The sequence below is a fragment of the Amycolatopsis anabasis genome (genome assembly GCF_009765355.1).
GTDB lineage: Bacteria > Actinomycetota > Actinomycetes > Mycobacteriales > Pseudonocardiaceae > Amycolatopsis > Amycolatopsis anabasis.
The window spans coordinates 1-20,994 of the sequence record NZ_VTHK01000052.1; the positions used below are offsets into that span (position 1 = coordinate 1).

The 20,994-nt window shown below is 69.0% G+C and carries 19 protein-coding genes; 7 read left to right on the forward strand and 12 right to left on the reverse strand.

What is annotated here, in order from left to right:
• Positions 1-97 precede the first annotated feature (97 nt).
• From FXO23_RS40470 to FXO23_RS40480, 3 genes are read right to left on the reverse strand one after another with little or no spacing between them, the layout of a single operon-like run.
• Positions 98-1,471: an FAD-binding oxidoreductase gene (locus tag FXO23_RS40470; protein WP_158892415.1), complete on the reverse strand. Its 1,374-nt coding sequence runs from the start codon at positions 1,469-1,471 to the stop codon at positions 98-100.
• An 18-nt stretch (positions 1,472-1,489) separates the two neighbouring features.
• Entirely contained in the window at positions 1,490-1,822 is a 333-nt protein-coding gene (locus tag FXO23_RS40475; RefSeq protein WP_158892417.1) for a type VII secretion target, read from the reverse strand.
• A gap of 13 nt (positions 1,823-1,835) precedes the next feature.
• The gene (locus FXO23_RS40480) at positions 1,836-2,396 is read right to left on the reverse strand and encodes a YbaB/EbfC family nucleoid-associated protein (protein WP_246258317.1); all 561 of its coding nucleotides are present in this window, start codon (positions 2,394-2,396) and stop codon (positions 1,836-1,838) included.
• Between the two features lie 298 nt (positions 2,397-2,694).
• Between FXO23_RS40480 and FXO23_RS40485 the strand changes: the two genes are divergently transcribed.
• Complete coding sequence (locus FXO23_RS40485; protein ID WP_158892419.1) at positions 2,695-6,417, forward strand: multifunctional oxoglutarate decarboxylase/oxoglutarate dehydrogenase thiamine pyrophosphate-binding subunit/dihydrolipoyllysine-residue succinyltransferase subunit; 3,723 nt, start codon at positions 2,695-2,697, stop codon at positions 6,415-6,417.
• 144 nt (positions 6,418-6,561) lie between these two features.
• Here the strand turns inward: FXO23_RS40485 and FXO23_RS40490 are convergent, their stop codons facing one another.
• Complete coding sequence (locus tag FXO23_RS40490) at positions 6,562-6,867, reverse strand: hypothetical protein (protein WP_179957022.1); 306 nt, start codon at positions 6,865-6,867, stop codon at positions 6,562-6,564.
• 119 nt (positions 6,868-6,986) lie between these two features.
• On the opposite strand from FXO23_RS40490, the gene FXO23_RS40495 reads away from it, so the two are divergent.
• Positions 6,987-7,886, forward strand: coding sequence for a helix-turn-helix domain-containing protein (locus FXO23_RS40495; protein WP_158892421.1), 900 nt, complete (start codon positions 6,987-6,989; stop codon positions 7,884-7,886).
• Positions 7,849-8,091 carry a DUF397 domain-containing protein gene (locus FXO23_RS40500; RefSeq protein WP_158892423.1) on the forward strand — a complete coding sequence of 81 codons (243 nt, stop codon included), beginning with the start codon at positions 7,849-7,851 and terminating at the stop codon, positions 8,089-8,091. The genes FXO23_RS40495 and FXO23_RS40500 overlap by 38 nt, the downstream gene beginning before the upstream one ends.
• 59 nt (positions 8,092-8,150) lie before the next feature.
• Here the strand turns inward: FXO23_RS40500 and FXO23_RS40505 are convergent, their stop codons facing one another.
• The 5 genes from FXO23_RS40505 to FXO23_RS40525 all read right to left on the reverse strand — a co-directional run bounded on the left by FXO23_RS40505 (position 8,151) and on the right by FXO23_RS40525 (position 13,433).
• The gene (locus FXO23_RS40505) at positions 8,151-9,746 is read right to left on the reverse strand and encodes a S8 family peptidase (RefSeq protein ID WP_158892425.1); all 1,596 of its coding nucleotides are present in this window, start codon (positions 9,744-9,746) and stop codon (positions 8,151-8,153) included.
• 291 nt (positions 9,747-10,037) lie between these two features.
• Positions 10,038-10,919 carry an ABC transporter substrate-binding protein gene (locus FXO23_RS40510; RefSeq protein WP_425484952.1) on the reverse strand — a complete coding sequence of 294 codons (882 nt, stop codon included), beginning with the start codon at positions 10,917-10,919 and terminating at the stop codon, positions 10,038-10,040.
• A gap of 8 nt (positions 10,920-10,927) precedes the next feature.
• Complete coding sequence (locus tag FXO23_RS40515; protein WP_158892429.1) at positions 10,928-11,635, reverse strand: ABC transporter permease; 708 nt, start codon at positions 11,633-11,635, stop codon at positions 10,928-10,930.
• The gene (locus FXO23_RS40520) at positions 11,632-12,336 is read right to left on the reverse strand and encodes an ABC transporter permease (protein ID WP_158892431.1); all 705 of its coding nucleotides are present in this window, start codon (positions 12,334-12,336) and stop codon (positions 11,632-11,634) included. Before FXO23_RS40520 ends, FXO23_RS40515 begins: the two co-directional genes overlap by 4 nt.
• Before the next feature lie 2 nt (positions 12,337-12,338).
• On the reverse strand, positions 12,339-13,433 hold the full coding sequence (locus FXO23_RS40525; RefSeq protein ID WP_158892433.1) for an ABC transporter ATP-binding protein: 1,095 nt from the start codon (positions 13,431-13,433) through the stop codon (positions 12,339-12,341).
• 89 nt (positions 13,434-13,522) lie between these two features.
• Here FXO23_RS40525 and FXO23_RS40530 point away from each other — a divergent pair, with 89 nt between their 5' ends.
• Positions 13,523-15,004: a bis-aminopropyl spermidine synthase family protein gene (locus FXO23_RS40530; protein WP_158892435.1), complete on the forward strand. Its 1,482-nt coding sequence runs from the start codon at positions 13,523-13,525 to the stop codon at positions 15,002-15,004.
• A 90-nt stretch (positions 15,005-15,094) separates the two neighbouring features.
• Here FXO23_RS40530 and FXO23_RS40535 read toward each other — a convergent pair whose 3' ends face one another.
• On the reverse strand, positions 15,095-16,279 hold the full coding sequence (locus tag FXO23_RS40535) for an NAD(P)-dependent malic enzyme (RefSeq protein ID WP_158892437.1): 1,185 nt from the start codon (positions 16,277-16,279) through the stop codon (positions 15,095-15,097).
• Between the two features lie 396 nt (positions 16,280-16,675).
• On the opposite strand from FXO23_RS40535, the gene FXO23_RS40540 reads away from it, so the two are divergent.
• Positions 16,676-17,278, forward strand: a complete 603-nt coding sequence (locus tag FXO23_RS40540) for a dTDP-4-dehydrorhamnose 3,5-epimerase family protein (RefSeq protein WP_158892439.1) — start codon at positions 16,676-16,678, stop codon at positions 17,276-17,278.
• Positions 17,279-17,425: 147 nt separating this feature from the next.
• Here the strand turns inward: FXO23_RS40540 and FXO23_RS40545 are convergent, their stop codons facing one another.
• Entirely contained in the window at positions 17,426-19,054 is a 1,629-nt protein-coding gene (locus FXO23_RS40545; RefSeq protein WP_158892441.1) for a GMC oxidoreductase, read from the reverse strand.
• 137 nt (positions 19,055-19,191) lie between these two features.
• Here FXO23_RS40545 and FXO23_RS40550 point away from each other — a divergent pair, with 137 nt between their 5' ends.
• Positions 19,192-19,878 (forward strand): hypothetical protein, encoded by a 687-nt coding sequence (locus FXO23_RS40550; RefSeq protein ID WP_158892443.1) that lies wholly within the window; start codon positions 19,192-19,194, stop codon positions 19,876-19,878.
• Position 19,879: 1 nt separating this feature from the next.
• Here the strand turns inward: FXO23_RS40550 and FXO23_RS40555 are convergent, their stop codons facing one another.
• Positions 19,880-20,350, reverse strand: a complete 471-nt coding sequence (locus FXO23_RS40555; protein ID WP_158892445.1) for a hotdog fold domain-containing protein — start codon at positions 20,348-20,350, stop codon at positions 19,880-19,882.
• 59 nt (positions 20,351-20,409) lie between these two features.
• On the opposite strand from FXO23_RS40555, the gene FXO23_RS40560 reads away from it, so the two are divergent.
• On the forward strand, positions 20,410-20,994 hold the full coding sequence (locus FXO23_RS40560) for an acid phosphatase (protein ID WP_158892447.1): 585 nt from the start codon (positions 20,410-20,412) through the stop codon (positions 20,992-20,994).

Sequence of the window (20,994 nt, forward strand, 5' to 3'; positions counted from 1 at the left end):
CCGCCGTGGTCTGCGACTTCTCCTGCGCGACCAGCGGATTCCCCTCCGGCATACGGCACCCCTCCCTCTAGTCGTGCGGTACGACGTGTGCGACCGGTCACCTGGTTCCGCGGCTGAAGACCTTGCCTGGATTGAGAATCCCGGACGGGTCCAGGGCGGCCTTGACGGCGTGGTGCAGGTCGAGCACCGGTTCGCTGAGCTCCCGGCGCAGCCCGGGCCGTTTGAGCAGGCCCACGCCGTGTTCGCCGGTGACCGTGCCGCCGAGGTCGAGCGCGTCGGCGATGATGTCCTCGAACGCCGCCTGCGCGCGCCGCCGGGCGTCTTCGTCGCCGATCGGCGTGATCAGCAAGGGGTGCAGGTTCCCGTCGCCGGCGTGCGCGATGTTGGCGATCCGGGTGTCGTGGGCGGCCGCGGTCTTCCCGATCCGCGCCAGCATCTCCGGCACCTTCGACCGCGGCACGCACACGTCCTCGGTGAGCACCGGGCCGAGCCGCTCCAGCGCCGGGTAGGCGAGGCGGCGCGCCTGGAACAACGCCTCGGCCTCGTGTTCGTCCGAGGACACCGCGGCCCAGGAGGCGCCCGCCTGCTCGAAACACGCCAGCATGGTCGCGGCCTCGTCGTCCCCGGGGGTGTCGGTCCGCCCGAGCAGCACCACGTTCGCCTCGACCGAAAGGCCCATGTTCTTCCAGGCGTCGACGGCTTCCAGGCAGTGCCGGTCGACGAGTTCGAGCGCGGAGGGCACCACCCCGGCCGCGGCGACCGCGCTGACCGCCTCGCCCGCGGCGACCACCGAGTCGAAGTACCCGGCGATGGTCCGCTCGGCCGCGCGCCGGGGCAGCAGCCGCACGGTCACCTCGGTGATCACCCCGAGCGTGCCCTCCGAACCGACCAGCAGGGCGCACAGGTCGTACCCGGCGACCCCCTTCGCGGTCCGGCGGCCCAGCCGCACCACGTCCCCGCGCCCGGTGACCACCTCGAGCCCGAGCACGTAGTCCTTGGTCACCCCGTACTTCACGCAGCACACGCCGCCCGCGTTGGTGGCCACGTTGCCGCCGATGGTCGACCAGGGCGAGCTCGCCGGATCCGGCGGGTACCACAGGCCCCGTTCCGCACAGGCGGCCCGCAGGTCGTCGTTGACCACCCCGGGCTGCACCACCGCGAGCCGTTCGGCCGGGTCGATCTCGAGCACGGAGTCCATCGCCTCGAACGAGACCACCAGGCAGCCCGCCAGCGCGTTGGCTCCCCCGGACAATCCGGTCCCGGCGCCGCGCGGCACCACCGCGATCCGGTGCTCCAGGGCGAACCGGACGACCGCCTGGACCTCCGCGGTGCTCCGCGGCCGGACCACCGCGGCGGCCGGGGCGTATTCGGCCCATTCCGCCTCGTCGTGCAGGTACCGCCGCATCGCGTCCGGATCGGCGAGCACCCGATCCGCCGGAAGCACCCGGCCCAGCCCCGCCACCACGTCCATCAGCCGACGCTACCGCCCTCAGATTTCGGCGCCGCCGGTCGACTTCAGCGTCTGGATGGTGTCCTTTTCCTTGCCCTCGTACTGCTTCGCGGCGTCGCGGACCTTCCCGGCGCTGTCGGTCACCGCCTCGTGCGCCTTCCGCAGGGCGTCCACGCCCATCTTCTCGAACGGGTCCAGCATCAGCGCGAACGGCTGGCAGATCACGCCGTACGCGCTGTTGTCCATGGTCACCTGCTGCGCGGCGTCGACCGCGGTCTGCAGGCGCTGCGCGAGCCCGTCGACCTTGCCCGCGTGGGTGCCCAGCTCGTCGTGCAGGACCTCGTAGCCCTTGCCGCCACCGCCGTCTGGCATCGCTTCCCCCTAGTCAGTCGCGCCGCAGGAACGTCTGGTCCCCGAAGTCCTCGCCGTCGTCATCGTCCGAGCTGGGCCGCCGCCGCGTCGCGGGTGGCGGGGTCGACGGCCGGGGCGGGGTGGGGCGGCGGGGCGGGGCGGGCTCGTCGTCCGCCTCGGTCTCGACCTGCAGCTGCCGCGGCGCGGCCTCGCGCACCGGCTCCTCGGGCTCCTCCGGGGCGGGTGGGAAGTTGTCCACGGCGGTCTCCACGATGTGCCGGGTCGTGTCGTCGTCCCCGACGGTGGCCGCGACGATCTCCTGGATCTTCTGCGGATACTTCGACTGCGCCTTCTGCATGGCCTTCAGGACGTTCGCCGCGATCTCGTCCGGGCTCATCTTGCGCACGCCCTCGGTCATCGCGACGTTCGTCGGGATTCCGTTGTTGCCGACCGTCACACTGACCGCGCCCCCGGCAACCGATTCGGTGATGGAGATCTGCTCGACCTGCTGCTGCATCGCCTGGTACCGCTGCGACTTCTCGACCGCGTTGCGTTCCCAGTCGTCCACCATCCGCTCGACATCGGACAACTCCACCGGACGCCCCTTTCGCTCCTAGGCACAGACGGCCACGACCCTGTCATGGTTCCGCCTCGCCCGACCTCATTGAAGCGCGCCCGGCACCCTCCGCCAAACCACCACAAGAGGTGATTGACCGGTCACGGACAGGCAGTTATGAGCCGTTCGCGCTGATACGGCCGAAAGAGTGATCGACGCCCCACTCGTCAAGAGGCCGCTGTGTCGAGTTCGATCACACGGCGTCGGCCGAGGGGGTTAGCCTGGTAGGCGCATCAACGGACAACCAGATCGAGATGGATAGAGGCGAGTCCCTGCCGTGTCCAGCACTAGCCCTGCGTCACAGTTCGGCCCCAACGAGTGGCTGGTCGAAGAAATGTACGACCAGTTCCTCGCCGACCCCTCTTCAGTAGACGCCGCATGGCATGACTTCTTCGCGGACTTCAAGCCGACGCAGGCGGCGCAGGCCAAGGCGGACAACGCCCGGGAAGCCGCCGCCGAAGGAGCCCGGGACCAGGCGTCGGGCAACGGCCAGGCCAGCCCGCCGACCCCGACCGCGCGGCGCAACGCCGCCTCGGCCGCCGAGCAGACCGCCGCGAGCAAGTCCGCCCCGGCCCCGAGCAAGCCCGCCGCCCCGGCCCCGAAGCCCGCGCCGAAGCCCGCGGCCCCGAAGACCGAGACCAAGACCGCCGAGCCGGACAGCAAGCAGCTGCGCGGCGCCGCCGCCGCGATCGCGAAGAACATGGACGCCTCGCTGAGCGTGCCGACCGCCACCAGCGTGCGCGCGGTGCCCGCGAAGCTGATGGCCGACAACCGCATCGTGATCAACAACCACCTCAAGCGGACCCGCGGCGGGAAGATCTCCTTCACCCACCTCATCGGGTACGCGATGGTTCGGGCCCTGCAGAACTACCCGAACATGAACCGGCACTACCAGCTGATCGACGGCAAGCCGTTCGCGGTCACGCCGGAGCACGTCAACCTCGGCCTCGCGATCGACATGAAGGGCAAGGACGGCGGCCGCACCCTGGTCGTCGCGTCGATCAAGAACACCGAGTCCATGACGTTCCTGCAGTTCTGGCAGGCGTACGAGGAGATCGTCAAGAAGGCCCGGAACAACAAGCTCACCGCCGACGACTTCGCCGGGACCACCATCTCGCTGACCAACCCGGGCGGGATCGGCACCAACCACTCGGTGCCCCGCCTGCAGGCCGGGCAGGGCGCGATCATCGGCGTCGGCGCCCTGCAGTACCCCGCGCACTTCGAGGGCGCGAGCGAGAAGACCCTGGTCGAGCTGGGTGTCAGCAAGATCATGACGCTGACCTCGACCTACGACCACCGGATCATCCAGGGCGCCGAGTCCGGCGAGTTCCTCAAGCGGATCCACGAGCTGCTGCTCGGCGAGGACGGCTTCTACGACGACGTCTTCACCTCGCTGCGGCTGCCGTACGAGCCGATCCGCTGGGTCGCCGACATCCCCGAAGGCGCGGTCGACAAGACCGCCCGGGTGATCGAGCTCATCGACGCGTTCCGCACCCGCGGTCACCTGATGGCCGACACCGACCCGCTGAACTACCGGCAGCGGCGGCACGAGGACCTGGACATCCTGTCCCACGGGCTGACCCTGTGGGACCTCGACCGCGAGTTCGCGGTCGGCGGGTTCGCCGGCCAGGAGCGGATGAAGCTGCGCGACGTGCTCGGCGTGCTGCGCAACTCCTACTGCCGCACGGTCGGCATCGAGTACACGCACATCCAGGACCCGGACGAGCGGCGCTGGATCCAGGACCGGGTCGAGGTCCCGCACGAGAAGCCGGACCCGGCCGTGCAGAAGTACGTGCTGTCCAAGCTGAACGCGGCCGAAGCGTTCGAGACGTTCCTGCAGACCAAGTACGTCGGCCAGAAGCGGTTCTCCCTGGAGGGCGGCGAGACCGCGATCCCACTGCTGGACACCGTGCTGGACAAGGCCGCCGAGCACGAGCTGGACGAGGTCGTCATCGGCATGCCGCACCGCGGCCGCCTGAACGTGCTGGCCAACATCGTGGGCAAGCCGATCTCGCAGATCTTCCGCGAGTTCGAGGGCAACCTCGACCCCGGCCAGGCGCACGGCTCCGGTGACGTGAAGTACCACCTCGGCGCCGAGGGCAAGTACTTCCGGATGTTCGGCGACGGGGAGACCAAGGTCTCGCTGACCGCGAACCCGTCGCACCTGGAGACCGTGGACCCGGTGCTGGAAGGCATCGTCCGCGCGAAGCAGGACATCCTGGACAAGGGCGAAAGCAGCACCGGGGGCTTCTCCGTGCTGCCGGTGCTGCTGCACGGCGACGCCGCGTTCGCCGGTCAGGGCGTGGTCGCCGAGACGCTGAACCTGGCGCTGCTGCGCGGGTACCGCACCGGCGGCACCGTGCACCTGATCATCAACAACCAGGTCGGCTTCACCACCGCGCCGGAGCACTCGCGCTCCTCGCAGTACGCGACCGACGTCGCGAAGATGATCGGCGCGCCGGTCTTCCACGTGAACGGCGACGACCCGGAGGCCGCGCACTGGGTGGCCAAACTGGCCGTGGACTACCGGCAGGCGTTCAACAAGGACGTGGTCATCGACCTGATCTGCTACCGGCGCCGGGGCCACAACGAGGGCGACGACCCGTCGATGACCCAGCCCGCGATGTACGACATCATCGACACCAAGCGCAGCGTCCGGAAGACCTACACCGAATCGCTGATCGGCCGCGGGGACATCTCGGTCGAAGAGGCCGAGGCCGCGCTGCGCGACTTCTCCAGCCAGCTCGAGCACGTGTTCAACGAGGTGCGGGAGCTGGAGAAGCACCCGATCGCGCCGAGCCCGTCGGTCGAGGAGGAGCAGCAGGTCCCGGCCAAGGTGCCGACCGCGGTCCCGCGCGAGGTGATCGAGCGGATCGGCGACGCGTTCGTCGACCTCCCCGAGGGCTTCACCCCGCACCCGCGGGTCAAGCCGGTGCTGGAGCGGCGGCACAAGATGTCCCGCGAGGGCGGCGTCGACTGGGCGTTCGGCGAGCTGCTCGCGTTCGGCACGCTGGCGCTGGAGGGCAAGCTGGTGCGGCTGTCCGGGCAGGACTCCCGCCGCGGCACCTTCACCCAGCGGCACTCGGTGCTCATCGACCGCAAGACCGGGCAGGAGTACTCGCCGCTGCAGCAGCTGGCCGAGACCCAGGGCCGCGTGATGATCTACGACTCGGCGCTGTCGGAGTACGCGGCGGTCGGCTTCGAGTACGGCTACTCGGTGGCCAACACCGACGCGCTGGTCATGTGGGAGGCCCAGTTCGGCGACTTCGTCAACGGCGCGCAGACCGTCATCGACGAGTACATCTCGTCCGGTGAGGCGAAGTGGGGCCAGCTCTCGGATGTGGTGCTGCTGCTGCCGCACGGCCACGAGGGCCAGGGCCCGGACCACACCTCCGGCCGGATCGAGCGGTTCCTCCAGCTGTGCGCGGAGAACTCGATGACCGTGGCGGTGCCGTCCACCCCGGCGAACTACTTCCACCTGCTGCGCCGCCACGCGCTCGACGGCGTGCAGCGCCCGCTGATCGTGTTCACGCCCAAGCGGCTGCTGCGCGACAAGGCGGTCAAGTCCTCGGTCGAGGAGTTCACCGACCAGTCGAAGTTCCTCTCCGTGATCGACGACCACGACGTGGACCCGGCCAAGGCCCGGAAGGTGCTGCTGACCTCGGGGAAGATGTACTGGGAGCTGGTCGCCGAACGCGCCAAGCAGGGCATCGACGACGTCGCGATCGTGCGGATCGAGCAGTACTACCCGCTGCCGAAGAAGAAGCTGCTCGCCGCGCTCGAGCGGTACACGTCGGCGAAGGAGATCGTCTGGGTGCAGGAGGAGCCGGAGAACCAGGGCGCCTGGCCGTTCTTCGGGCTCAACCTGCCGCGGAAGCTGCCCGAGGTGTTCGCGGGCCTGCAGGTCGTGGCCCGCCGCCCGATGGCCGCCCCGAGCGCCGGTTCCTCCAAGGTGCACGAGGTCGAGCAGAAAGCCATCATCGCCAAGGCCTTCGAGTAAGCCTCTTCGGTGTGACCGAACCCCCGGCCGGGATCCCCTCCCAGCCGGGGGTTCCGTTTTTCCGAATGTGCGACTCGCTTACCTGAGTGTGTAGTTCGCGTGCGCGAGTGTGTAACTCGCGTGCCTGAACGTGTAATTCGCGGGTCAGGAGGTGAGCAGGGTGAATTCGCGGGCGGGGTCTTTGAGCACCTGGTGGATGGACTGGATGCTGCGGCAGGGCCAGGGGGCGTGGCAGAAGCGGCAGCGGCCGGTGGTGTCGTCCTCATGCTGGGCGACCACGGTTCGGATCACGGTCACCAGGTCGCAGATGAGTTTCCGGGCGGACGTGGTTTCCGCATCGCGCCAGGCGTCCGAGTCCATCGCCAGGAACTCGGCGCTGTCCAGGTGGCCGTAGATTTCGTTGCGCAGCAACCAGAATGCGTGGGAATGCGCAGGGGAAAGCGTAGTCATCAGATAGTTCCTCCGAAACTCAGGAAACCGATTCCACGCGGGGCAAACAATGCTCCTTTCCGGCGAAGCCGTTGCGTCGCGGGGAGGCAACGCGGGTCGGCGGTTCTACTTTGGATCGCATGGCAGAGTACGAACCCACCGTGCGCAGCCGGGAGCTCGGCGACGAGGTGCGCGCGTTGCTGGAAGAAGCCGGGCTCAGCGGTAGACAGGCGGCCGAGGCGCTCGGCTGGTCGCAGAGCGACCTTTCCCGTCTGCTGCACGGAAAACGCGGGATCAAGGAAACCGATATAGCCACCCTGCTCGGCGTCTGCCGCGCGAAGCCGGACAGACGTGAGAAGATTTTGCAACTGTGCAGAGAAGCCAACAAGCCGGGCTGGTGGCAACAGCACGGCTCCCGGCTACCCCGGCAACTCCGCACCCTGATCGACCACGAAGACAACGCCCTGACGATCGGCGACTATCAGGCAACCCTGGTTCCAGGACTACTCCAGACCGGCGACTATGCACGTGCACTCCTGCGCGACGCTGGTGCGGTTCCGCAGGAGGAGATCGATGAGCGAGTGGCGGCGCGGCTGGCGAGGCAGAACATCTTCGGCCGTGCCACTCCGACCGGCTACACGTTCTTCATCCATGAGTTCGTGCTGCGGCTCCCGGTCGGCGGCGAGACAGTGATGTCGGATCAACTACACCACCTGCTGCGCATGTCGGTGCGCACGAACATCTCGATCAGGGTGGTGCCCGCCTCGGTAGGTGCTCACGCTGGCATCGCGGGTTCATTCAGATTGATGGAGTTCGCGACGATCAAACCGGTGGTGTATCTGGAAAGCGAGACTTCTACTCTGTTCCTCGAATCGGAGGCAGAGATTGCGGCCTACCGGCGCATACTGGAGGTTCTGGCGAGTACCGCCCTCGGTGAGGAACAATCGAGGGAGCTGATTCGCCGTGTGGTGATCGAGCTGTACAGGGACCGAGAGGATCGCCATGAACACACCCAAATGGGATGGGATCTACTGGCGTAAGAGCACCTACAGCGCGAGCAATGGCGACTGTGTCGAGGTGGGCTGGCGCAAGAGCACCCATAGCGCAAGCAATGGTGGCTGTGTCGAGGTGGCGGCTGCTGATCGGGTGCACGTGCGGGACACCAAGGATCGGGTGGGCGGGAGTCTCAGCTTTTCGCGGGCTCAGTGGCGAGCCTTCGTCACCCAGGTACTGGTAGGGCCGTGAGGATCGGTGGTAGCCAGCAGGGTTGCCACCACCGATCGCTCACGGCCCTGGTCAACGGGTCACACGGTCAGTGACCAGCTGTCGAGGTACCCCGTGTCGATCGAGTACACGTCCTGCACCTTCAGCTTCCACGTGCCGTTCGCGGACTTCGCCGAGGCGTTGACCGGGTACTGGGTGTCCAGGTTGGCGACCGAGTCGTTGCTGGAGTTCTTCAGCCGGTACGCCGTGCCGTCCGGGGCGATCAGGTCGATCACCAGGTCACCGCGGTAGCTGTGCTTGATGTGCACGTCCACCTTGGTGGTCGCCGAGGCGTTGCGCGCGCAGTTGGCCACGTTCACCGGGCTGGTCACCGCGGTGCCCGCGTCCGGGATGTTCACATCCGCGTCGTTGGTGACCGTGCCGCAGGTCGCCGGGTCCGGCGGGGTCGAACCGCCGCCGGTGTAGAGCAGCACGTTCGGCGAACCGCTGCCCGCGTTCGTCACCTTGTTCTTGGTCCCGGCCGAAACCAGCGCGTCGCGGACCTGCTGCGGAGTGGCCGCCGGGTTGGCGGCCAGGTACAGCGCGGCCCCGCCGACCACGTGCGGGGTCGCCATCGAGGTGCCGCTGATCGTGTTGCTCGCCGTGTTACCGCCGATCCACGCCGACTTGATGCCGCTGCCGGGCGCGAAGATGTCCAGGCAGGTGCCGATGTTGGAGAAGCTGGACCGCGCGTCGGTGTTGGTGGTCGAGCCGACGGTGATGGCCTCCGGGGTGCGTGCCGGGGAGGTGTTGCACGCGTTGGCGCCGTTGTCGTTGCCCGCCGCCAGGCCGTAGGTGACGCCCGCCGCGATCGAGCGGCGCACGGCGTCGTCGACCGAACTGGACGCGCCGCCGCCGAGGCTCATGTTCGCCACCGCGGGCTTCGCCGCGTTCTGGGTGACCCAGTCGATCCCGGCGATGACGCCCTCATACGTGCCCGAGCCGCCGCAGTCGAGCACGCGCACCGCGACCAGCTTGGCCTCCTTGGCCAGGCCGTAGGTCGCGCCGCCGACGGTGCCCGCGACGTGCGTGCCGTGGCCGTTGCAGTCGGTGGCGTCGGCGTCGTTGTCCACGAAGTCGTAACCGGATTTGGCCCGCCCGCCGAATTCGGTGTGCGTGAGGTTGATGCCGGTGTCGATGATGTACGCGGTCACGTTCGACGCGGTGGTCGAGTAGCTGTACTTGCTGTCCAGCGGAAGGTCGCGCTGGTCCACCCGGTCCTGCCCCCAGGACGGCGGGTTGAGCTGATCGGTGCTCGCGTGCACGACCTTGTTCTGCTCCACGTACGCCACCGCCGGGTCCGCCGCCGCGCGGCGGGCCTGCTTCTCGGTCATCGCGGCCGAGAACCCGTGCAGCGCCGAGAAAGTGCGCTGCACCGTGCCGCCGTGCCGGGCCTTGACGCCGTCCGCGGAGGCGCCGTCCTTCAGCACGACGATGTAGCTGCCCTGGACCGTCCCCGCCTCGCCGGCGCCGAGCACGGTGCCTTCCTGGGCCGCCGCCGGGGTGTTACCGCTCAGCGCGGTGAGCGCCGCGACGGCCGCGGCGATCCCGAGACCGGCCAGCGGTCTGCGCTTGTTTCCGCCAGTTTTCCGCACCGTTTCATTCCTCCTAGGGCAGGGTCGATCCGATCGAGCCATATCGGTGGCCCGCCCGGATCACTAGGGGTGAAATACATTCACATGAATGTTCGCTGAGAATAGATCCGCTTTTCCCGGGAAGGAAGGTCTTGCTTCGACGGGAGCGAAACGGTAAAGCACGACAATGTCACCGGTTCCCGCGGCCGAACGGGCGGCAAAGCGTCAGCATGTGGGCCGGTGGTGACGCGAAGCGACGCCTTGGGAAACTCCTGGTGACCGTGAGCGGACGTTCACCTGTTGCGGTCCCTAACCGAAAACACCCGATTGGCCGAGGCCGAAAGTCGGGCAGCCTCAGGTCGCCAGGCCGTTCTCGCGCAGGAAATCCTCGGCGATGTCCGACGGATTGCGCTTCTCGGAAGTGAACTCGACGTTGAGATCGGTCAGCTTGTCGGTGGTGAGCACCGCGGACAAACGGTTCAACGCGAGCGTCTCCCGTTCCGACAAGGTGCCCTTCGCGACGAGCGGCACGATGTTCTGCGCCGGGAACATCTGTTTGTCGTCGACCAGAGGTACGAATCCATTGGTCTCGATGCTCGACGAGGTGCTGAACAGATCGGCCACCTGGATCTCGCCGGACCGCAGGGCGGCCACGGTCACCGGACCACCGGTGTCGGTGGTGCGGATCTCCTTGAACTCGCACCCGTAGAGCTTCTTGATCTTCTCCTTCCAGCGGTCGCTCCACTGGCCGGGGCCGCCGAACACGAGATCCTGGCAGCGCGCGCCGAGATCGGAGAACGTGCGCACGCCCGCGTCGGCGAGTTCCTTGCGCACCACGAGCACGTCCTTGTCCTCGGCGGGCGCCTGGTCGAGGACGGCGAAGCGGTCCGGGACCTTCCGCTGGAGCTCGGCGTACACGTCCGCGGGCCGGGTCGCCTCGGTGTTCTTGTCGAAGTACCGCAACAGGTTCCCGCTGTAGTCCGGCACCACGGACAGCGATTTGTCCTGCAGCGCCTTGACCACGACCTCGCGGCCGCCGACCGGCGGGCGCACGATCACGTTCTCCGCGCCCGCGTTGCGCAGCGCTCCCGCGTAGATCTGGGCCAGCAGCAGGCTTTCGCCGACATCGGAGGAGCCGATGACGATCTCGCCAGTCGAGCCGCCCTCGGCGCCGCCCTCGAGCGGGTTCCCGCACGCGGTCGCGGTGAGCGCGAGCACGGCGAGCAGTGCGGCCAGGGTCCGTTTCACGCCGTTCCTCCCGCGACGGAGACCTTGCGGCCCGAAGCCGCGGCGGCGGCCAGGCGCACGCCCCGGGGCACCACGGCCCGTTGCAGGGCGGCGAAAACCAGGTCGAGCACGATGGCCAGCAGCGCGGTGAGGAGCGCGCCGGCGACCACCTCGGTGTAGTCCAAAATGGCCAGTCCATCCAGCAGGAACCGGCCGAGCCCGCCGAGACCCACGTACGCGGCGACCGCGGCGGTGGCCACCAGTTGCAGCACGGCGTTGCGAATTCCGCCCAGCACCAACGGAAGCGCGATCGGCACCTCGACCTGCCACAGCCGTTGCCAGCCGGTCATGCCGACGCCCTCGGCCGCGTCCACCACGCCGTGATCGGTCGCCTGCAGCCCGGCGTACGTCCCGGCGAGGATCGGCGGGATCGCCAGCACCACCAGGCCGATCACGGTCGCCGTCACGCTTTCGGTGAAGATCAGGAACAGGAAGGTCACCAGGCCCAGGGTCGGCAGCGCGCGGATCGCGTTGCCCACGCTCACCAGCGCGACGCCGCCGCGGCCGGTGTGCCCGACGAACAGGCCGAGCGGCACCGCGACCACCAGCGCGATGGCCAGCGCCAGCGCGGTGTAGCCGAGGTGCTGCCCGAGCCGGTTGGGCACGCCGTCGGCGCCGGTCCAGTTCGCCGGATCCCCGAACCAGTGCCACAGATCCGTGATCACGCGGTCACCTCCCGCGCCGCGGTGGCGGGTTTCGCCCGGGACGCCCGTTCCCACGGGGTCGCCACGTTGCGCAGCAGCACCAGCAGCAGGTCCACCACCAGGGCCAGCAGCAGGGTGAGCACGATGCCCACCACGATCGGCGAGAAGTACTCGCGCTGGAACCCGTCGGTGAACAGCACGCCGAGCCCGCCGGTGCCGATCAGCGCGCCGACGCTGACCAGGCTGATGTTGCTCACCGAAGCCACCCGCACCCCGGCCGCGAGCACCGGGACCGACAGCGGCAGTTCGACGCCGAAGAAGCGGCGCGCCGGGCGGTAGCCGACCGCGGTCGCCGCCGCGATCACGTGCGGCGGCACGGCGTCCAGCGCGTCGAGCACCGGGCGCACGAGCAGGGCGGTGGTGTAGATGGTGAGCGCGACGATGACGTTGACGCTGTCCAGGATCTTCGACCCGATGATGCCGGGGATGACCACGAACAACGCCAGCGACGGGATCGTGTAGAGCAGGTTCGACACCACCAGCAGCACGTTGCGCGCCGGTTGCCAGCGGCACCCGAGCCAGCCCGCGGCGATCGCCAGCACGATGCCCAGCACCAGCGGCAGCAGGGCGAGGTAGACGTGCTCGCCGAGGTCGCCGAGGATTTCCGCGCGGTTGTTGGCACTGCCGAGGTACCGGCCGAGCTCGTCGAAGAACTCGCCCATGGCTAGCCGCCTCCCCTTCGCGACTTTCCTTCGATGATTTCGAGCACCTGCTGCGCGGTGACCACGCCGGTGACCGCGCCCGCGTCGTCGACCACCACGCCGAGGCTCGCCGGGGAGGACAGCGCCGCGTCCAGGGCGCCGCGGATCGGCGTGCCCTGCTGGTACAGCGAACCGCCCGCCAGCAGCTGCGCCTCGGTCAGCTCACCGTCCACAGTAGACCCCGGAGCGAGCCAGCCGCGCGGTTCGCCCGCCTCGTTGACCGCGAGCTTCCAGTCGTCGTTCGCGCCGGGAACCGCGCTGCCCACGACAACGCGGTCGATCTCATGCACCTCGACCCCTTCCGCGGACAAAAAGGACAGTCCCCGGTAACCGCGATCCTTGCCGACGAAGGAGGCCACGAAATCGTCGACGGGATGCCGGAGCACCTCCGACGGCGTCCCGTACTGCGCGAGCTTCCCGCCGACCCGCAGGACGGCGATCTTGTCGCCGAGCCGGACCGCCTCGTCGATGTCGTGGGTGACGAACACGATCGTCTTGCCCAGCTGGGACTGCAGCCGCAGCAGTTCGTCCTGCAGCTCTTCCCGCACCACCGGGTCGACCGCGGAGAACGGCTCGTCCATCAGCAGCACCGGCGAATCCGCGGCGAGCGCGCGGGCCACGCCGACGCGCTGCTGCTGCCCGCCGGACAGCTGCGCGGGATACCGCTTGCCGAGCGCGGCCGGGAGCCCGACCGTCTCCAGCAGCTCGGCCGCGCGATCACGGGCCTTGCCCTTGTCCCAGCCCGAGAGCAGGGGGACGGTGGCCACGTTGTCCCGCACGGTCCTATGTGGAAAGAGCCCGGCGTGCTGGATGACGTAGCCGATTCCCCGGCGCAGCAACGCCGGATCGGAGTCGCGGACGTCCTTGCCGTCGAGCAGGATCGTGCCGGCGGTCGGCTCGACCATCCGGTTGATCATGCGCAGGGATGTCGTTTTGCCGCAGCCGGACGGGCCGACGAACACGGTGATCGTGCCGTCCTCCACGGTCAGGCTCAGTTCGTCGACCGCGACGGTTCCATCCGGGTAGCGCTTGGTCACGCTCTGGAACTCGATTGCCACGCCTTGCTCCCCTTGCCGAGTCCGGGTCAAAAGACCGTAGCCCACATCTCCCCGCTTGGCACCACAGTCCACGATTTAGGCTGGCCCGGGTGAGCCCACTCGACGAGGTCATCGCCGCGAACGGCGCGTACACCCGCCCGCTGTACACGGTGATCACCGTGCTCTACCACGGCTGGATTCCCTTCGACGAACTCGTGCGCCGATCGGCCGCGCCGCGCCGCAGCGTGGAGGAACTGCTCGACGCGCTCGGCGACGATCTCGATCGCGACGGCGACCGGGTGCAGCTGCGGCGGGACAGCACCGGCTACGCGAAGTACCTGGTGCGGCGGCTCGCCGATCCGTTCGGGCGCCTGCTGGAGTCGCACGACGAGGACTACGCCACGCTGGCGCGGCTCATCGACGACGTTCCGCCCCCGCTGGCCGCGCTGGACCACGTTCAGGCGACCCCCGAAACGGTGCTGCGCCGGGGTTTGTGGCTGGACACCCATTTCGATCTCGCGCGTACGCGCCTGCTGTTCCTCGGTGATCACGACCTCACCTCGTTCGCCATCCGCGAACTGCACCCGTGGCCCGCGGGCATCACCGTGGTCGACGTCGACGACCGCCTGCTGGCGTATATCGACGAGCATTCCGGGGGTTCGATCACCACGCTGCACGCGGATCTGCGCTTCGGCCTGCCCCGATCGGTCACCGGGCAGGCGGATCTGGTGTTCAGCGATCCGCCGTACACCCCGGAAGGCATGGGGCTGTTCGCGTCGCGGGCGGTGCAGGCGCTCGCCGAGCCGGTGCTGGGACGGATCGTGCTCGCCTACGGGTACAGCGCGCGGCATCCCGAACTCGGCCGCCAGGTGCAGCGGGAACTGCTGTCGCTCGGCCTGACCTTCGAAGCGATCCTGCCGGAGTTCAACCGGTACTACGGCGCGCAGGCGATCGGCAGCGCGGCGGACCTCTACGTCTGCCAGCCGACCGCGCAGGCGCGGAAAGCCGGAAAGCGGGGAACCGGGATCTACACGCACGGCCCGCAGTCGGTCGAGACCGGTGGCACTCCGGCGAGCCTGCTGAACCGGTTGTCGGAACTCGCGGACGGAGCGCGGCCGCGCGGGGCGGACTGGTCGTCCCCGATCACTTCCCGCACCCCGGTGGCCCTCGACCTGACCGCCGACCCGGGTCCGTGGCTGCTGCGCGCCCTGCTCGCGGTGAACGCGCCCCGGGTGGCGCTCCTCGTGCCGAACTCCCACCCGGACCTGGCCGACGCCGCCGCGCAGGAAGCGCTCGCGCGGCTGGTCGACGCGAAATATCGCCTCCGCTACCTCCGCAGCACCCCGGACAACACCCACGCCGTCGTCGTCGCCGAAGCCGCCGCCGCCCCGAGCGCGGCGGGCACGGTGCTGGCCAAGGCGCACGGCAAACTGGGCAACGTCTGGCGGGAAGCCCTGATCGAAGCCTCCGGCGGCACCCTCACCAAGAACGAGGCCCGGGAGCGGATCGGCGACCACCCCGACCTGGCCCACCGCCTGATCGACCTGCCCCGCCACCGCGTCGCGACCCTCCTCGCCGCGCTGGCGCGATAGCAAGGGACCTTCGCTACGGCAGAACGATAGCGAGGGACCTTTACTACAGATAAACCGTAGTAAAGGTCCCTCGCTATCGCGTGGTGTCGGTCAGGCGGTCACGCCGTCCGCTTCGGCGGCCTTGGCGACCGCGGCGGCCACCTCGGGGGCGACCCGCGGGTCGAGCGGGCTGGGCACGATCCGGTCCGGGCCCAGGTCGTCCTGCGCGACCGCGACGATCGCGTCGGCGGCGGCCAGCTTCATGTTCTCGGTGATCGCCCGCGCGCCCGCGTCCAGGGCGCCGCGGAAGACGCCGGGGAACGCCAGCACGTTGTTGATCTGGTTCGGGAAGTCGCTGCGCCCGGTGGCCACGATCGACGCGTACTTCGCCGCGACCTCCGGGTGCACCTCCGGGTCCGGATTGGACAGCGCGAACACGATCGAGTCGTCCGCCATCTCGCGCAGCAGCGTCTCGTCGATCGTCGCGCCGGACAGCCCGAGGAACACGTCCGCGCCGCGCAGCGCGTCGGCCAGCCCGCCGCGCAGGCCCGCCGAGTTGGTGGTCGCCGCGAGCGCCTCCTTCACCGGGTTCAGGCCCGGGCGGCCCGGGTGGATGATGCCCTTGGAGTCGAGCACGGTGACGTCCGCGACCCCGGCGGCCTGCAGGATCTTCGCGCAGGCGACCCCGGCGGCCCCCGCACCGGAGATCACCACGCGCTCGGTGGTGATGTCGCGGTCGAGCACCAGGTTGGCACCTCGCAGCGCGGCCAGTGCCACGATCGCGGTGCCGTGCTGGTCGTCGTGCATGACCGGGCAGTCCAGCGCCTCCTTGAGCTTGTCCTCCAGCTCGAAGCAGCGCGGCGCCGAGATGTCCTCGAGGTTGACCGCGCCGAAGGACGGGCGCAGCCGGACCAGGGTCTCCACGATCTCGTCCACGTCGGTGGTGTCCAGCACCAGCGGGATCGAGTCCAGCCCGCCGAAGGTCTTGAACAGGACCGACTTGCCCTCCATGACCGGCAGCGAAGCGCTCGCGCCGATGTCCCCGAGGCCGAGTACCGCGGTCCCGTCGCTGACCACCGCAACCAGCCGATCCGCCCAGGTGTACCGCTCCGCGAGGCGCGCGTTCTCCGCGATGGCCCGGCTCACTTTCGCCACACCCGGCGTGTAGGCGATGGAGAGGTCTCGCGGGTCGGAGATCGGCCGGGTCGCGGCGACGCCCAGCTTGCCGCCCTCGTGCCCGGTGAAGATCTCCTCGTCGGTAACCGGCGTGGTGTCACCGCCTGTACCCTGATTCATTCTTTTTCCTGTCATCGACTCGGCCATCGGCCCAGCATCGGCCGTTGACCTTGAGGTTTGAGCGAAAGACACTCCAAATCCCTTCGGGACTGTGAGTGGGGCCGCGACGGCGTGGCCCACACATTCCCCAGTGACACTCTTGCTTTCCCCTGCGAATGCCGGGCGCGGTAGCGCGTTTCGCAGGTGAGGCGCCCGTTTTCGGTCGTCGGTGCCCTGGGTGAGGCGACGGCCGCGGGCGCGGCGGTCAAACCAGTGTGACAGGCCGGGTGCGGGTTGCGATCCCTAGGTGCGGTTGAGGTCACAAATTGAGGGGTCTTCTCCGCAGGTCACTAGGGGTTTACGCAAGACGACCGTTCGGCTTTTTTGGACTGGCAGACGACTGGATAGGGTGATCTCATGCACGTGCGCCAGCTCGCGGTTCCCGACGCTTACGAGTTCGTTCCCCCGGTGTTTCCGGACGACCGGGGCATCTTCGTGGCGCCGTTCCAGGGGCCCGCGTTCACCGAAGCGCTCGGGCATCCGCTGCGCACCGCCCAGACCAACCACAGCGTGTCCCGCAAGGGCACCATCCGCGGGGTGCACTTCGCGGACACGCCACCCGGCCAGGCGAAATACGTGCACTGCCCGCGCGGCAGCATGATCGACGTGGTGGTGGACATCCGCGTGGGCTCGCCGACCTTCGGGCAGTGGGACGCGGTGCGCCTGGACTCCACCGAGCACCGCGCGCTCTACCTCTGCGAGGGACTCGGCCACGCGTTCATCGCGCTGGAGGACGACACCGCGATGAGCTACCTGTGCTCGACGCCGTACAACCCGGCGGCCGAGCACGGGATCACCCCGCTCGACCCGGATCTCAGCCTGCCGTGGCCGGACGACATCGAGTTCATCATGTCTACCAAGGACATCGAGGCGCCGACGCTCGCCGAGGCCGAGCGCCTGGGCCTGCTGCCGCACTACGACGACTGCCTCAAGCAGTACGAACTCAACCGCGCCGAGTGACGCTGACCCACCACAACATCTCGACAGCTAAGAGATCCCGATCCGTCGCGGCAGCAAGGGACCTTTGCTCCGGTTGAACAGCAGCGAGGGACCTTTACTCCAGTTAGACGTGAGCAAAGGTCCCTCGCTATTTTTTCCGCCGCCAGATCAGCGCGGGACGTCCTCGGCGAGCACCCGCTCGATGTTGCGCTCGGCCAGGGCGGTGATCGTCACGAACGGGTTCACGCCGGTGCTGCCCGGGATGAGCGAACCGTCCGTCACGTACAGGTTCGGGCACCCCTTGACCCGGCCGTAGAGATCGGTGGCCTTGCCCAGCACCAGCCCGCCGAGCGGGTGGTAGGTGAACCGGTTCTCGAACGTCCTGGTGCCGCCGAACAGGTCGTACCGGTAGATCGTCGCGTTCGCCCGGTTGATCTTGTCGAACAGCGCCTTCGCCGCGTCGATCGACGGCTGCCCCTGGGACACCGACCACTGCAGCCGCGCCGAGTCGGTGGCCGCGTCGTAGGTGAAGTGCCCGCGCTCGGGGTTCTTGGTGATCGCCAGGTACAGGCTCGCCCAGGTCTCCAGCCCGGCGGGCACCGGCGCGATCTCGGCGAACACCGGGTGCACCGGATCGGACCAGTTGTCGATGCCCAGCGCGGGCATCGCGGACTGCAGCGTGCCGGTCGTGTCCCAGATGTGGTTGGCCCGCCCGAGCATCACGTTGCCGTTGGTGCCCCAGCCGCGCCCGATCTCCTCGCCCAGCTCGGGCAGCCGCCCGGTGTCCCGCGCGCGCAGCAGCAACTCGGTCGAACCGAGGCTGCCCGCGCCGAGGAACAGGTGCCGGGTTCCGAGGTGCCGGGTCCCGACCACCGTGCCGTCCGCGTCGGTCTGCCGGACCACGAGCGTGTACGTCCCGTCCGGCTGGCGGAGGATCTCCCGCACCTCGTGCAGGGTCTGGATGGTCACGTTGCCGGTGCCGAGCGCGGCCGCCAGGTAGGTCTTGTCCAGCGAACGCTTCCCGTGGTTGTTGCCGTAGATCACCTCGGACCCGAGCGCGGACCGCGGCACCTCACCGAGTTCCTCGCGCCGCAGGTAGTCGAAGTCGTACACGCTCGGCACGAACGCGGTGCCGAATCCCGCCTTCTGCGCGGCCTTGCGGGACACCCGCGCGTAGCCGTAGGACTTGCAGGTCTCGAACCACGCGGGGTCCACGTGGTTGACGCCGAGGCCCGCGTTGGCGCGCGGGAAGTACTTGCCGTACATCTCGTCCGCGTCGACCTCGGGCAGGATCTCCTCGAAGTAGTCGCGCCGCGGGGTGACCGCCATCGCGCCGTTCACCAGCGAGCCGCCGCCGACTCCGCGGCCGACGTAGACGGACATGTCGCCGAAGTGCACGCGGTCGAGGACCCCGGCATGCGGGCGGATGTCGTGGTTGGCCAGATCCAGCCACAGGAACGTGGCCAGCGGCGCCTCGGTGCGGTTCTTGAACCACATCGACCGCTCGTCGGGTTTGAGCATGCTGCAGAACACGTTCCCGTCGCCGGCCGGGGTGTTCCAGAGCCGGCCCATCTCCAGCATCACCGTGGGAATTCCGGCCTCGCCGAGGCGCAGCGCGGTCACCGCGGCGCCGTACCCGGTGCCGATCACCACCGCCGGCGAGAACTCGGGCAGCACCGGCGGTTCGGCCGAGGCCGGGCGGGCGGAGACCGCCGTGACACCGAGCGCCGCCGCCGAGTTCAGCGCGGCCATACCGAGGAAACGCCTGCGAGACATGGGAGAGACCATGCTCGGCATGTTTCCGCCTCGCCAGTCAAGCTGACAAGAAGCAAAGTGAAACACGTTCTAATTGTTACCCGTTCGAGGTAAGTTCCCGGGTTCCCCTGGGGGCGATCCCGGATGTCCGCGATGCCGCGTTTGGGCAGGCTTCCGCCATGACGAAACGACTTCTCCGCAAGGCGGGCCTCGTGGCGGCCGGTGCCGCGGCCCTGGTGGCGACGAGCGCGATCCCGGCCTCGGCGGCCGAACCTGTTCCCGCTTTCGACTTCGCCGACTGCCCGAAGACACTGCCCGCCGGGGCGGATCCCGCGAAGTGGCGGTGCGAGGTCCTGATCTCGGACGGGACGCTCTCCTTCGGCACCGTGCGCGACCTGCGCCTGAACCGGATGCGGCTGACCTTCGCCGAGGGCCGGCTGAACGGCGAGTACGCCCAGGTGTTCGGCGCGCTGCGCGCCGAACCGACGCGCGTGCCCGGCACGTTCGGCGGCACCCTGGAACTGCGCTACGCCGGATACTCCGACTTCCAGTCCAACGACCAGCGCAAGGGCGAGATCGACCTGAAGGGCTCGCTCCGCGGCCCCCTGCTGGCGCGCGGCTGCGCGATCGGCGGCGACGACGATCCGATCCACTCGGTGATCCAGCAGGTCGGCGGGCTGGAAACCCATCCGGACGACCCGTCGGTCCACGTCTTCCACACGGTCGACCGGCAGTTGAACATCCCGTCCGCCCGCGGCTGCGGCCCGCTGACCCGGCCGCTCAACCACCGCCTGGGCCTGCCGTCCCCGTCCGGGACGAACGTGCTGACGCAGACGACCTACGTGAAACTCCGCAGCTACGGCTGACCTACTTCTTCCGGGTCACCCAGATGGTGATCGTGCCGGTGACCACGGGTTTGCCGGAGGTGTCGGTGATGGTCACCGGCACGGGCAACTCGACGCCCTCGTCCCCGAATTCCGGGATCTCCGGCAACTCGGCCACCGCGCGCAGGCCGGTCTCCGCCTTCGCCACGTACTCGACCGTCATGCCCTTCGGCAGCCAGCGGTGCGTGGCCGGCACGGTCGCCTCGGCGAGCATGCCCATGGCGATCTCGGCCAGGTTGCAGGCGGCGATCGCGTGGAAGGTGCCGATGTGGTTGTGCACACCCCACCACTTCGGCGCGGTCACCTCGCACCGTCCGGGCCGCAGTTCCCGCACGGACGGCAGCACGGTCCGGAAATACGGCACCCGCAGGCACATCGCCGCCGAGAACAACGCCTTCCCGCCGGGCTTGGCGGCGAGCCGCCGCCACATCGCGAATGTCGGGTTCTGTGCCATGTCCCACTCCCTAAGCTACTCGGGAGTAGCTAATCAGACCGCCCGCTATATTCGCAAACGTGGATCACGCTCTCTACCTCCTGCGACATGGGCAGACCGAATGGTCGGCGAACGGCCGGCACACCGGTCGCACGGACATCCCGCTGACCCCGGCGGGCGAGGAGCAGGCCCGGGCCTCGGGCGCGGTCCTGGCGAACCTGCGCGGCCCGGCGCCCGCGCGGGTCCTGGTCAGCCCCCGGCAGCGGGCACGGGCGACCGCCGAGCTGGCCGGGCTCCGCCCGGACGAGGTGACCGAGGACCTCGCCGAATGGGACTACGGCGACTACGAGGGCATCACCACCCCGCAGATCCGCGAAACGGTCCCGGGCTGGACGGTCTGGTCGCACCCCGTGCCCGGCGGCGAAAGCGCGGACCAGGTCGCCGCGCGCGCCGACAAGCTGCTCGGCCGGGTCACCGCGCTCCTCGCCGAAACCGACGTGATCCTGGTCGGCCACGGTCATTTCAGCCGCGTGCTCATCGCCCGCTGGCTCGACCTGCCCGCCTCCTCGGGCGTCCACTTCGGACTCGATCCGGCCAGCGTCACCGTCCTCGGCGACGAACGCGGCGAACCCCAGCTCAAACACCTCAACGTCCCCGCATCCTGA